This window comes from Limnobacter olei (assembly GCF_029087225.1).
GTDB lineage: Bacteria > Pseudomonadota > Gammaproteobacteria > Burkholderiales > Burkholderiaceae_B > Limnobacter > Limnobacter olei.
In genome coordinates this window covers 65074-77644 of record NZ_JARFJD010000011.1, presented here as the reverse complement: position 1 = coordinate 77644, position 12571 = coordinate 65074, and the positions used below count along the sequence as shown (strand labels likewise).

At 53.8% G+C, this 12571-nt stretch carries 11 protein-coding genes and 3 tRNA genes; 3 read left to right on the top strand and 11 right to left on the bottom strand.

Features of this window, described 5'->3' with window-relative positions:
• Positions 1-69: 69 nt before the first annotated feature.
• From PY990_RS08420 to PY990_RS08410, 3 genes are all read right to left on the bottom strand, one after another.
• Positions 70-144: transfer RNA gene (locus tag PY990_RS08420), tRNA-Thr, on the bottom strand.
• A gap of 17 nt (positions 145-161) precedes the next feature.
• A tRNA-Gly gene (locus PY990_RS08415) sits at positions 162-235 on the bottom strand.
• Between the two features lie 53 nt (positions 236-288).
• Positions 289-374, bottom strand: a tRNA-Tyr gene (locus PY990_RS08410).
• A 50-nt stretch (positions 375-424) separates the two neighbouring features.
• On the opposite strand from PY990_RS08410, the gene PY990_RS08405 reads away from it, so the two are divergent.
• Positions 425-1648: an AmpG family muropeptide MFS transporter gene (locus tag PY990_RS08405; RefSeq protein ID WP_275271239.1), complete on the top strand. Its 1224-nt coding sequence runs from the start codon at positions 425-427 to the stop codon at positions 1646-1648.
• Here PY990_RS08405 and PY990_RS08400 read toward each other — a convergent pair.
• Positions 1574-2620: an AraC family transcriptional regulator gene (locus PY990_RS08400; RefSeq protein WP_275271238.1), complete on the bottom strand. Its 1047-nt coding sequence runs from the start codon at positions 2618-2620 to the stop codon at positions 1574-1576. The genes PY990_RS08405 and PY990_RS08400 overlap by 75 nt on opposite strands.
• A 107-nt stretch (positions 2621-2727) precedes the next feature.
• On the opposite strand from PY990_RS08400, the gene PY990_RS08395 reads away from it, so the two are divergent.
• Together PY990_RS08395 and PY990_RS08390 are read left to right on the top strand one after the other, a co-directional pair.
• Complete coding sequence (locus PY990_RS08395) at positions 2728-3624, top strand: alpha/beta fold hydrolase (RefSeq protein WP_275271237.1); 897 nt, start codon at positions 2728-2730, stop codon at positions 3622-3624.
• A 20-nt stretch (positions 3625-3644) separates the two neighbouring features.
• Positions 3645-4466 (top strand): SDR family NAD(P)-dependent oxidoreductase, encoded by an 822-nt coding sequence (locus tag PY990_RS08390; protein ID WP_275271236.1) that lies wholly within the window; start codon positions 3645-3647, stop codon positions 4464-4466.
• Here PY990_RS08390 and glmS read toward each other — a convergent pair.
• From glmS to hslV, 7 genes are all read right to left on the bottom strand, one after another.
• Positions 4453-6294, bottom strand: coding sequence for a glutamine--fructose-6-phosphate transaminase (isomerizing) (gene glmS, locus PY990_RS08385; RefSeq protein WP_275271235.1), 1842 nt, complete (start codon positions 6292-6294; stop codon positions 4453-4455). The genes PY990_RS08390 and glmS overlap by 14 nt on opposite strands.
• A 16-nt stretch (positions 6295-6310) precedes the next feature.
• Positions 6311-7678 carry a bifunctional UDP-N-acetylglucosamine diphosphorylase/glucosamine-1-phosphate N-acetyltransferase GlmU gene (glmU, locus tag PY990_RS08380; RefSeq protein ID WP_275271234.1) on the bottom strand — a complete coding sequence of 456 codons (1368 nt, stop codon included), beginning with the start codon at positions 7676-7678 and terminating at the stop codon, positions 6311-6313.
• 14 nt (positions 7679-7692) lie between these two features.
• On the bottom strand, positions 7693-8964 hold the full coding sequence (locus tag PY990_RS08375) for an FIST signal transduction protein (RefSeq protein ID WP_275271233.1): 1272 nt from the start codon (positions 8962-8964) through the stop codon (positions 7693-7695).
• Positions 8965-9621 carry a PhaM family polyhydroxyalkanoate granule multifunctional regulatory protein gene (locus PY990_RS08370; RefSeq protein WP_275271232.1) on the bottom strand — a complete coding sequence of 219 codons (657 nt, stop codon included), beginning with the start codon at positions 9619-9621 and terminating at the stop codon, positions 8965-8967. It abuts the gene before it with no gap.
• A gap of 56 nt (positions 9622-9677) precedes the next feature.
• Positions 9678-10565: an acetylglutamate kinase gene (argB, locus tag PY990_RS08365; protein WP_008248035.1), complete on the bottom strand. Its 888-nt coding sequence runs from the start codon at positions 10563-10565 to the stop codon at positions 9678-9680.
• An 87-nt stretch (positions 10566-10652) separates the two neighbouring features.
• Positions 10653-11984 carry an ATP-dependent protease ATPase subunit HslU gene (gene hslU, locus PY990_RS08360; protein ID WP_275271231.1) on the bottom strand — a complete coding sequence of 444 codons (1332 nt, stop codon included), beginning with the start codon at positions 11982-11984 and terminating at the stop codon, positions 10653-10655.
• A gap of 4 nt (positions 11985-11988) precedes the next feature.
• Positions 11989-12552, bottom strand: coding sequence for an ATP-dependent protease subunit HslV (hslV, locus tag PY990_RS08355; protein ID WP_008248037.1), 564 nt, complete (start codon positions 12550-12552; stop codon positions 11989-11991).
• Positions 12553-12571 lie beyond the last annotated feature (19 nt).

Genomic DNA, 12571 nt, shown 5'->3' with positions numbered 1-12571 from the left:
CTCAAACTTTTCTTTTGCCATGACGACCTCGGTGCGGGCACCCAACAAAGGAGTGCGGTTATAACGGTATGGTGCTCATGGGCAGGATCGAACTGCCGACCTCTCCCTTACCAAGGGAGTGCTCTACCACTGAGCCACATGAGCAACTTTCTATTAAAGCCTGGAGCGGGTGAAGGGAATCGAACCCTCGTCTTAAGCTTGGAAGGCTTCAGCTCTACCATTGAGCTACACCCGCACACCTTGCACGCCCCCTTTCAAGGGCGCACTCGGTTAAACTGCTTGAATTCTTGGTGGAGAGAGTTGGATTCGAACCAACGTAGGCGTAAGCCAACAGATTTACAGTCTGCCCCCTTTAGCCACTCGGGCATCTCTCCAAAAGAGAACCCCGGATTATGGATGCTTTTTTAAACAACGTCAACACCCCATGCCCCCTTTCCGTCTTATTTGTATATTAATTCTTGGTTTTTCGAGTGGACTACCCCTGGCACTGACAGGAAGCACCCTTCAAGCGTGGTTGGCAGTCGAGAATGTGGACATTAAAACCATTGGTTTGTACGCGGTGGTGGGATTTCCTTACACCTACAAATTTTTGTGGTCGCCCTTTCTCGATTATTTGAAGCCGGGTTTTTTTGACCAAAGGCGTGGCTGGATTGCGTTGATGCAATTGGCCTGTGCCGGACTGATTGCCGCCATGGCATTTGTGGACGCACATTCTGCCTGGACAGTGGCTGCAGTTGCCGTGGCCATTGCCTTTTGTTCATCGACGCAGGACATGGCGATTGACGCCTACCGCACCGACCTGCTTCCCGCTCCTGAGCGCGGTCTTGGTGCTGCTTACTACGTAACAGGTTATCGGATAGCCATGTTGGTTTCCGGCGGGCTGGCATTGATACTGGCTGGCGAGTACCTGGGCTGGACTGGCACCTACCTGTTGATGGCGGGGCTGATTGCCGCCTGCGCTGTGATAACTGCTTTAAGCCCCACCGCCGACACACCCGAGGACGTGGCCAGGCGAGCTTCGAAAAGAAAACTGTTTGACATTGTGAGGGAGTCGACAGGCAACTTCATGAGCAAAGAAGCGGCGATCTGGATTTTGCTGTTGATTGTGCTTTACAAGGTGGGAGATGCGTTTGCGGGTTCATTGACCACTGCATTTCTGCTCAAGGGATTGGGTTTTACATTGACCGAAGTGGGTGCCGTGAACAAGACGGTGAGCCTGATCGCCACACTGTTGGGCGCATTTCTGGGGGGCGCATTGATGACACGGATGGGTCTCTATGGCTCGCTGATGTTGTTTGGAATATTTCAGGCGGTTTCAAATTTGTCATTTTGGGCGCTGTCGCTCATAGAACCGAATATCTGGGCCATGGGCAGTGCCGTATTTGTTGAGAACCTGTGCGGGGGTATGGGAACCGCTGCTTTTGTCGGCTTGTTGACCAGCCTGTGCAGCAAGGAATTTTCAGCAACACAATACGCTTTGCTTTCATCGCTAGCGGCTATGGGACGGGTTTACCTGGCTGCCCCTGCCGGGTATGTGGTGGCAGCCTATGGATGGAGCGACTTTTTTGTGTTCTCAACCGTGGCTGCCATTCCCGGACTGGTGGCGCTCTATCTGCTTCGATCGAGCATCCAGAAACTGGCGAGGTGAACAGTTGTGCCATTTCTGAAAAGCATGGATAAAGGCTGAGGGGGACGAGTAGCCAAGCCGGGCAGAAACCTCAGACACACTGAGCCCGGTAGAACTGAGTAATTCTTCGGCCATGGTTTGACGAACTTCGGCCAGCAGATCGCGATAGCTGGTACCCTCGTCGGTCAGACGCCTGCGCAAGGTGCGCTCAGTCATGAAGTGATCGGTGGCTATTTGCGCGAGGCTCGGGGAAGACGACAAGTCAGCCAGCAATTTGTTGCGCAACCAAGCGGACACGCCGCCCCGCTGCATTCGGCGTGAGAGCAGATTCTCAAGCTGAGTCTCGCAGAAACGGGCACTGTGCTCGTTGGCTTTGGGCAAGGGCAAATTAAGCCACTGATCGTCGAATGTGGCCCTGTTGACTGCGGCATTGAACTGCGGGATACAGCCAAACATGGTTTCGTATTGAGCCATGGGCGCATTGGGTGCAAATGCGAATTCAACAGCGCGCAAAGGCAGGCTGACGCCAAACAGTTCTCGCTGCAAAACCTGAATGGCAGAGCAATCGCGCTCAGCCACAAATGAACGCACTGCCGGGGGCAAATGATCGACCGACAGGATCATGGATGCCAGGCCGTTGCCCAGCTCCAATTCGACTTTTGAAAATGCAAACGTGAGATCGAGATAGCGCAGACCGAGTTCGACCGCCTGTCTGAAGGTTGGGCTGGTGATGAGTGCATAGCCCCAAATACCGTAGGTGGTCAGGTGATATTCAGCGCCGGCCATTAGCCCAAGCCCGGGTACTTTGCCATGCAGGCGCACCAGATTGTGGATCACCTGCAACTCTTGATCAGGATCGATTTCGAGATGGGGATCATCCAGTTGGGCTGGCAAAATCGAGGAACCCATGAGAAGCGCGCTGCGGGTGGAGCCAAGCCTTGTGCCAAGCTCACTCAGAATTTTTACACTGGCAACAGTTCGGCGAGCTGGCATAGGAGCAGGATTTGTCCGGAAATATCAACTACCGTTGATTGTAATCAAGTTCGAGCAGCACGTGGGGCTTCTACACTGTATTGAACGAAAACCGCAGGAGACATCGCGTGAACAGATTACTGAATGAATTCGGATGGGCTGGCCCAGACAGAAGGACGCTAATCGAGAAACATTCCTTGCCCACATCTATTTTCCTAGACTGCATGGGGCTGAAAGTGCATGTGAGTATTGAGGGGAGTGGGCCTGATGTGGTCATGATTCACGGCTTTGCTGCCAGCCTGCACACATGGAGTGATGTGTGTGCGCAGATGAGCAAACAATTCAGGATTATTAGATTCGATTTACCACCATTCGGTTTGACTGGGCCTGCGCTCGACCAACAAGGCCGCGTTCGGAAAATGGACGTGGCTTTCTATCAGCAATTTGTAGATGCGGTACTGGACGAGTTGCAGATTAAAAAATGCGTGATGATCGGCAATTCATTTGGTGGTTTTTTAAGTTGGGACCAGGCGCAAAGACACCCGGAGCGGGTGCGTGGCTTGATCATTTCTGATTCTGTTGGATATCAACAACCGCTGCCGATTTACATCACCCTGTTTACGATCAAACCAATTGCCTGGCTGACGCGACACGCAGTGCCCGCATTTTTGCTGCGAATGGCCGTGCGTGATGTATATGGCGACAAAAGTAAACTGAAAAAAGAAGTGCTTGAAAGGTACCTGGAGCTGTTCATGCACAAACCGAACCGAAGCGCTGTGGGGCATATGGTCGGTGTATTCACCGACGGAGAACTAGGCTCGGAACGTTTGCCTGAGATTCAGTGCAAAACATTGATTGTGTGGGGCGGTGACGACCGATGGGTGAGCATTGAAATGGCCGGCCGATTCAATCGGGATATTCCGTACTCGGAACTGAAGGTGTATCGAGAGGTGGGCCACATTCCGATGGAGGAAGCGCCTGACCGCTTTGCTGCAGATTGTATCGAATTTATTGAAAACCTCTGATTGACATTCTGGAATTGAATATGAAAAACAAAGTGGTGTTTATTACGGGTGGCGCTCGGGGTCTTGGTGCGGGCTTGGCTGCAAAAGTGATCAGCAAAGGGGGCAAAGCCTTTGTTGTGGACTTGAACGCTGAGGCGGTGTTTGCGCAAGTTGAAACTTTGGGCGGAGAGGGAATTGCTGGCTGCCAGGCCAATGTGTGCAAGCCTGCGGATCTTGAGCTTGCCATGGCAGAGTGCAAGGAGCGCTTTGGCAGGATTGACGTCGTCGTGGTGAACGCTGGAATCTTGAAAATGGGCTCGATTGAGCACATGAACCCTGCTGACTTTGACGCGGTGATGCAGGTGAATGTAAATGGTGCATTCAACACCATTCGCGCTGCCATTCCTTACCTGCGCGAGACCAAAGGTTACTTGCAGGTGATCTCATCTCTGGCTGCCGCAATTCACACGCCTTTAATGGGGCATTATGCAGCATCCAAAGCCGCAGTTGAGGCGCTGGCGGATGTGGCCCGCCAAGAGCTGGCATTGGACGGCATTGACATGGGTTGTGTACACCCCACCTTTACCAATACGGCCATGATTCAGGAAGTGAATGCGGGCGTGCTTTGGGGAGGGCACAAGGGTGCTTTTGGTGCGATTGAACCAGAGCAGGTGATTGATGCCATGTACCGAGGTATTGAGAAGCGTCAGCGTAAAATTATTGCGCCCAAGACGATTGCGCCATTGGTGCTGGCACCCGGATTGTTTCACCGGGTGGCCGAAGGTTTAAGTCGAATGCAAGGCTCGGAACAGGCCTTGAAAAAATTCAAGGCCGAAGAAGCAGAGTCGCTTACTCGACGGTGACGGACTTCGCGAGGTTTCGTGGTTTGTCCACATCGGTACCCTTGACCAAGGCGACATGATAGGACAACAACTGCAAGGGCAAGGTGTGCAAAATCGGGGACAAGTGCCCTGCGTGATCAAGCAAATTGATCACGTGCACACCGTCGGCTTTTTCGATCTTTGTGTCTCGGTCAGCAAAAATATACAACTCACCGCCACGTGCGCGAACTTCCTGCAAATTTGACTTCAATTTTTCGATCAATGTGTCCTTGGGTGCAACAGCCACCACGGGCATGTCGGCATCCACAAGGGCCAAGGGGCCGTGCTTTAATTCGCCGGCAGCATAAGCTTCAGCATGAATGTAGCTGATTTCCTTCAGCTTCAACGCGCCTTCCATAGCAATGGGATAGTGCACGCCACGCCCCAAAAAGAGCGCATGGCGCTTCTCTGCAAAACTGGCAGCCAAGGCCTTGATTTCAGGCTCGAGTGCCAGAATGTTTTGCATGGCCGAGGGCAAGTGACGCAGTTGCGTGAGTAAGGTTTTTTCTTGCTCGGCGGTGAGTTTTCCACGCAGCTTGGCCATGACCAGCGTGAAAGTGAAAAGCGCAGCCAGTTGCGTGGTGAATGCCTTGGTTGAAGCCACACCGATTTCAGGGCCTGCACGTGTTAAAAACTTTAGCTTGCTGGCGCGAATGAGTGCAGATTCAGGTACGTTGCAAATGGACAGGGCATTAACCATACCCTGAGACTTGGCGTGCTCTAGCGCAGCGAGGGTGTCAGCTGTTTCACCCGATTGCGAAATGGTGATCACCAATGTGTTAGGTAGACTGACGCTGGTGCGATAGCGGTATTCGCTTGCGATTTCAACATTGGTCGGCAAGGCGGCAATCGATTCGAGCCAATAGCGCGCAACCAGCGCAGCATGGTAGCTGGTACCGCACGCCAGAATAAGCACTTGCTGAATGCCCGGTAGAATATTGCCAGCCTCTGCGCCAAACAATTCGGGTTTGACCGCTGAGGCGTTGCTGACCATTTCCAGTGTGGCCGCGATGGCTCCAGGCTGCTCGTAGATTTCCTTTTGCATGTAATGGGCATAAGGGCCCAGTTCCACGGCATCAGCCGAAAGTTGACTTTCGATGATGGGCCGCTCAACCTGAAGACCTGCGCCATCAAAGAATGAAACCCCGGTGGTTTGCAATTGCACCACGTCGTTTTCTTCGAGGTAGGTAATTTGCTTGGTATAGGCCACGAGTGCGGAAGCATCGGAAGCCAAAAAGTATTCACCCTCGCCATGCCCCACCAAGAGGGGGGCACCTTTCTTCGACGCAAGCAAAGTCAGCGGTGCTGTGTTACAAATAACCGCGATGGCGAAAGCGCCTTCCAGCTTTTTCACGGTGGCCTGCACCGCGGCCCGCAATTCAAGACCTTGAACCAAATGCTTGTGGGTGAGGTGGGCGATGACCTCGGTGTCGGTGTCGGACTGAAAAACGTAGCCCTCAGCAGTAAGCGCCTTGCGGATTTCCTCGTGGTTTTCAATAATGCCGTTGTGAACCACGCTGACCGAAACACCCCGCCCTTCACTGATATGAGGGTGTGCGTTGCGCTCACTGGGCACACCATGGGTAGCCCAACGGGTATGAGCAATGCCCATTCGTGCACTCAGGGTTTTAGTGCTGGAGTCGAGCTCGACCACTCGACCTACGCTGCGAGCACGATGGATGGATTGGTCAGCATCGGACTGAATGGCCAAGCCAGCCGAGTCGTATCCGCGGTATTCAAGTTTCTTCAGGCCATCAATCAACACTGGCACGCTGTTGGTTTTTGAGAGTACGCCGACGATTCCGCACATGGTGTTAGGTATTCCTTTATTTTTTGGTTGATTTGACCGGGCGTTTCCAGCCCGTGATCGTGATTTGTTTGGCACGTGACACGGTCAGTGCATTCTCGGGCGCGTCTTTCGTGAGGGTGGTTCCCGCGCCGAGGGTGGCACCCTTCTTCACCGTCACGGGTGCGACCAATTGGGTATCTGAGCCGATAAAAACATCGTCTTCGATGATGGTGAGGTGCTTGTTGGCACCATCGTAATTGCAGGTAATGGTGCCCGCACCCACATTCACCCGTTCACCAATTTGTGCGTCGCCAATGTAGGCCAGGTGATTGGCTTTGGACTGGTTGGCAATGCTGGCATTTTTGACTTCGACAAAGTTGCCAATGTGCACCTCATTGCCCAATTTGGCACCAGGGCGCAGGCGCGCGTAGGGACCAATGACCGCTTTTTCGCCCACGGTGGCATCGGTGAGATGGGAATAGGCTTCGATACGGGTGCTCGCCGCAATACTGACGTTGTTGAGCACGCAATAGGGGCCGACGGACACCCCATCGCCCAAGGTGACTTCCCCTTGAAACACACAGCCAACATCGATTGATACATCTGCGCCACAGTGAAGCGTGCCACGCAAATCGATCCGGGCGGGATCGAGCAGTTGCACACCGTCGATCATTAATTTTTCAGCCTGATGAAGTTGCCAGATACGCTCAAGCTCGGCCTGTTGAACCCGGGAATTGACGCCCGACACTTCCCAACTGTGGGTGGGCTGACAGGTGCGCACCAGCAGCCCATCTTCATGTGCCATCGCGATGATGTCGGTGAGGTAATACTCGCCTTGCGCGTTGTTGTTACTCAGCTTGCCTACCCAGTTTTTTAACTGCGCGGTGGGGCAAGCAAGAATACCGGTGTTGACTTCGGTGATGGTGAGCTGCAAGGGAGTTGCGTCTTTTTGTTCAACTATGCCAACCACTGCACCTTCGGTATCGCGAAGAATGCGGCCGTAACCGTGTGGGTTGGGCATGTGCAAGGTCATCAAGCCCATCTGACCGGCCTTTGCCGCCCGAACCAGAGGCTGCAAAGATTCAAATTGAATGAGAGGGACGTCACCATACAAAATCAGGGTAACAGAATGATCGGCCAAGGCCGGGATTGCACATTGAACCGCATGGCCTGTACCCAGTTGATCTGACTGAGAGGCGAACAGAATGCCTGATTGGTGAGACAAATGCTGCTGAACCGCTTGGGCACCGTGCCCGACCACGACCACCACATGTGGGTTTTCAAATTGCAAAGCGGTACCCACCACCCGGCCCAACATGGACTGGCCACCCACCGGGTGCAACACCTTGGGCAAGGCTGACTTCATGCGGGTGCCCTTGCCTGCTGCGAGTATCAAAATATTCATGTCAATAATCAAATTTAGAAAAATAAAGCCAGCACACCGGTGTAACCGTACAAAGCACCACGGAAAATTTCGCCGTTGGCTGAAAAACCAATCAGGGGAATGTCCCCCAATTGCTCTCGCACAATTTGCTGCTCAACGCCTTGCAGGCCGAACAATGCCGCGCCACGACCATTGCAGGCAATGTACACCGCGCCGCGAGGTTTGCGCTGAGAATGGATTCCAGAAAAACCAGCGGCCTGAAGTTCGTTGAGTTTGGGTGCCGGCGCGTCGAGATCTTCGCGCAGTTCTGCACACATTCTGGTTAAATCGACCCGCGCAGAATTTTCATCGCGAGTACAGAAAGACAAGCGATCGCCCAACTTGAAATCTTCAGCAACAGCCAGGGATTTTTTGTTGGGATCCATTCCAACCACGGGACGTACTTTCAGCTGGTGCGCCTCGGAGCGACCCGCCGTGTAACCCTTAAGCGCAATGGACTCAGCAAGTGCACGGTCAGTGAGACCGACAAACAAACCATGGGCAAAACGTTTGGCCAACACCTCGGCAGCCTGGCTTGCGGGATCACCTTCGTCCGAGTCGGGTTGCAAACCCAAATCAGCGAGCAGTACATCGAGCGCCGGCAAACCATCGAGTTCTTCGACAAAATTACCGCGAAGCCCAGTGATTTCATGTTCCATGCCCACCACTTGAACGCCTTGTGTCATGCGCACTTCGATAGGCAAACCACTGGCAAACACCACGCCAGACACACCACCGGACAGGGGTTCAAGGGCAATGTGGGTATTGGCCGTACCTGCGCAAACCAGACCACCGAAAATTTGACGCGTACTGACTTTAAGCGACAGATCATCGAGCAGATCGTCAATGTCCTCAGTGAGCGGATCGATATGAATGAGCGCGGAGGACATGGCTTCCCGCCCCGACGCAGTCACTGTGCCAGGTTTGGGCAATGGCAATTTGCCTGAAAAAACTCGCGCAGAATCGGCGGGGAACTCCATCAGCATGACTGCCAGTGCAGGCTCTTGGTAATACTCCACTCCACTGCTGCACACACCAGGCGCCAAACCGCCAACCCACTCTTTGACATTGGTTCGCTGGCGCAAACCCTGAAGAATTTGTGGCATGTTTTCGGCGAATGCTTCTGTGGCGTAAATCAAACCCAGCTTTTGAGGCCGGGAAATATCGCTTGCGAACTGCTCCAGTTGCATCTGGCCTTCGAGCTGCACCAACACGAGTTCAAGTGCCTCTCTCCAGTTGGGGTGTGTGGCGTGGCCAAAACGAAACATCTATGTCCTTGTGCGCGCGGGGCGGGTGCTGCTTGAGGTTTTTTTACGGGGCGTGGCCGCACGCTTGGCTTTGGGCTTGGCAGGTTTTGGAGATGGTTCAGCTGCATTGGGACTGGCTTCGGCACCGGAACCTGCCATGGCTGCAGTGGCAACCACTTTGTTGAACTGGTCCTGCAACAACCCCCACCAAGCGGTGGCATTTGACACAATGGCCTTCGAGGATTCTTGCGCAGCCGCATCGCTTGCAGCAGCAGGCGCGGCGGGCTCGCGATCGGGAATTTTGGGTGCAACGGGCTCAACACGAGGCACGGGTGGTGGCGCAACTGCGGCCTGCATGGCGTTCCGAATGATTTCCTCGTTTACAGCTTGATTGACATCGCTGACTCGGTCACCACCCAAGCCCAGATTGGAGCTGAAAGATTTGATGGTGGCAATGGTGCCGCGCTGCACTTCCAGCCCCTGAATGGTGGCCCGCAACATACTGAGGTTGACATTGAGCCATTGCTCAACTGCTTTGAGATCAGAGATGCGCTTGTCAAGCTCATCGAGATCAGTGGTTGGGTTCATCACGCTGGGGATCGGCAGACTTCCCCAGATTTTCTTCACAAAATCAAATCCATCAGTAACCGACAAATTGGGTATTCTTTTGTTCGACATGTTTCCCCCTGCGTTTGACGCGGACTGCCTTGCTGAGTGGCCTGGTGACTGCGAACTCAGTGACTGCGAATCATGGTGCCCACGCCTTGGTCTGTCAGAATTTCAAGCAGAAGGCAGTGCGGAACACGACCATCTACCACGTGAACTGAGTTTACTCCGCTTTTTGCTGCCTCGATCGCGGAAGATAACTTGGGCAGCATTCCACCTGAAATGGTGCCATCTTCGAACAATTCATCGATCCGTTTGGCAGTCAGGCCAGTGAGCAACTTGCCGTCTTTGTCCAAAACCCCGGGGGTATTCGTCATCATGATCAGCTTTTCAGCTTTCAGGATTTCGGCGATTTTTCCAGCCACGAGGTCGGCATTGATGTTGTAGGCCATGCCATCTTCACCAAAGCCAATGGGTGAGATAACGGGAATAAAGGCGTCGTCTTGCAGGGCTTTCACAATGGCGGGGTCAATCGATGCAATTTCGCCCACGAAACCAATGTCGTGAAACTTGCCAGGCTCGCTTTTGTCGGCCAGCTTCATCTTGCGGGCTTGAATCAGCCCACCATCTTTGCCGGTTAAACCCACCGCCTTGCCGCCGTGCTCGTTGATCATCATGACGATGTCTTGCTGCACCTGACCACCCAGAACCCACTCCACCACTTCCATGGTTTCTTCGTCGGTAACGCGCATGCCTTGAATAAAGGTGCCTTGCTTGCCAATGCGACGCAGAGCTTCATCGATTTGAGGGCCACCGCCGTGCACCACAATCGGATTGATACCGACCAGTTTGAGCAACACCACATCGTGAGCGAAGGATTTTTGCAGATTGACATCGGTCATGGCGTTGCCGCCGTACTTGACCACCACGGTTTTGCCATGAAAACGGCGAATGTAGGGCAAAGCCTCGGACAGAACTTTGGCTTTGATGGCGGAAGTGAGATTGTCTGTGGTCATGAATTGTCCGGGTAGAATCTGGGCACAACAAGCATTTTAAAGCGAATCTACCCGGACAACGGTGGCGAGTATGCCGATCGACGGATTCTAGAGAATGAATTGGGCAAGATCCTCAGATTTGGCCGCTTCACCCAGCCGGGAGTCGACAAACTCGGCTGTAATTTTCACAGGCCTGGGCTGGCCATTGGCCTCGAATGCCACCTCTTCAAGCAGGCGCTCCATGACGGTGTACAAGCGGCGGGCCCCGATGTTCTCGGTTTTCTCGTTCACTGTGAACGCGATTTCAGCCAGCCGGCGAACTCCTTCGTCGGTGAATTCAAGCTCAACCCCATCCGTTGCGAGTAAGGCTTTGTACTGCTCGGTGAGACAGGCGTCGGTACTGGTCAGGATTCGTTTGAAATCGTCAACGGTTAAGGACTCCAGCTCAACCCGAATCGGGAAGCGCCCCTGCAGCTCAGGAATGAGATCGGAAGGACGAGACAAATGGAAAGCACCACTGGCGACAAACAGGATGTGATCTGTTTTGATCATGCCGTACTTCGTGTTGACTGTGGTGCCCTCCACCAGCGGCAGCAAATCGCGCTGGACCCCCTGGCGCGACACGTCGGTTCCCCGACCGTCGGTCTTGGTCGCAATTTTATCGATTTCATCGAGAAACACGATGCCGTCTTGCTCGACCCTGGCGATCGCTTTGGCACGCACTTCTTCTTCATTCACGCGCTTGGCGGCTTCTTCATCCTGAATCGCCTTCAGCGCCTCGGCCACTTTCATTTTGCGCAGCTTTTTCTTGCCACCTGAAATGTTCTGAAACATGGATTGCAACTGCCCGGTGAGTTCCTCCATGCCGGGTGGCCCAACTACATCCAGTGAGGGCGAAGCGGCAGCCACCTCAATCTCGATTTCCTTGTCATCCAGCTCACCAGCGAACAACTTTTCCCGGAATCGAATACGCGTGCGGTTTTCATCGGGCTCGGGGGCTTTCTCGGTGAAGCCGAAATCCCGGGCGGGGGGAAGCAGTGCATCCAGCACCCGGTCAAAGGCGGCGGACTTTGCTTCTTCGACCACGCCAAGCTGAGCCTCTTCCCGCACCTGCTTCAAGGCAATTTCAATCAGGTCACGAATGATGGTGTCCACGTCGCGGCCCACATAACCAACTTCAGTGAATTTGGTGGCTTCAATTTTGATGAAGGGCGCATTGGCGAGCTTGGCCAGGCGACGGGCAATTTCTGTTTTACCCACACCGGTTGGGCCGATCATGAGAATGTTCTTGGGCGTAATTTCCTGACGCAGAGGCATGGGCACCTGCATGCGACGCCAGCGATTGCGAAGCGCCACAGCGACGGCACGCTTGGCGGCGTCCTGGCCAACAATGTTCTTGTTGAGTTCTTCAACAATGTTTGAAGGTGTAAGTTGAGTCATGGTGTTAACCTTTGCTGCCAGATGCTTCAGGAGCACCCAACACTTCAATGGTGTGATGCTGGTTGGTGTAAATGCACAGTTCGCCTGCAATGGTCAGGGATTTCTTGACGATTTCCTCGGGCAAAAGTTCGGTGTTTTCAAGCAAGGCTTTCGCTGCGGAATGTGCGTAGGCACCGCCACTTCCAATCGCGACCAAACCTTGTTCGGGCTCAAGCACATCGCCATTGCCGGTAATGATCAGGGAATGATTTTCATCCGCCACGGCAAGCATGGCCTCAAGCCTGCGAAGCATGCGATCCGTGCGCCATTCTTTGGCAAGCTCGACTGCGGCACGCAACAGGTGCCCCTGGTGCTTCTCGAGTTGGGCTTCAAAATGCTCGAACAAAGTAAAAGCATCAGCGGTGCCGCCTGCAAAACCCGCCAGAATTTTGTTGTGGTGAAGACGCCTTACCTTTCGGGCCGAACCTTTGACCACAATATGCCCCAGGGTAACCTGCCCGTCACCACCAAGCGCGACGTGCTTACCTCTGCGTACTGACAATATAGTGGTGCCGTGATATTGCTCCATGCCTATCCTTTGGTTGGGG

Bases quoted from the DNA above. Each gene is read 5' to 3' on its own strand.
- PY990_RS08390 (WP_275271236.1), top strand. From the start codon at position 3,645: ATGAAAAACAAAGTGGTGTTTATTACGGGTGGCGCTCGGGGTCTTGGT.
- PY990_RS08405 (WP_275271239.1), top strand. From the start codon at position 425: ATGCCCCCTTTCCGTCTTATTTGTATATTAATTCTTGGTTTTTCGAGT.
- PY990_RS08375 (WP_275271233.1), bottom strand. From the start codon at position 8,964: ATGTTTCGTTTTGGCCACGCCACACACCCCAACTGGAGAGAGGCACTT.
- PY990_RS08370 (WP_275271232.1), bottom strand. From the start codon at position 9,621: ATGTCGAACAAAAGAATACCCAATTTGTCGGTTACTGATGGATTTGAT.
- argB (WP_008248035.1), bottom strand. From the start codon at position 10,565: ATGACCACAGACAATCTCACTTCCGCCATCAAAGCCAAAGTTCTGTCC.
- hslV (WP_008248037.1), bottom strand. From the start codon at position 12,552: ATGGAGCAATATCACGGCACCACTATATTGTCAGTACGCAGAGGTAAG.
- glmS (WP_275271235.1), bottom strand. From the start codon at position 6,294: ATGTGCGGAATCGTCGGCGTACTCTCAAAAACCAACAGCGTGCCAGTG.
- PY990_RS08400 (WP_275271238.1), bottom strand. From the start codon at position 2,620: ATGCCAGCTCGCCGAACTGTTGCCAGTGTAAAAATTCTGAGTGAGCTT.
- hslU (WP_275271231.1), bottom strand. From the start codon at position 11,984: ATGACTCAACTTACACCTTCAAACATTGTTGAAGAACTCAACAAGAAC.
- glmU (WP_275271234.1), bottom strand. From the start codon at position 7,678: ATGAATATTTTGATACTCGCAGCAGGCAAGGGCACCCGCATGAAGTCA.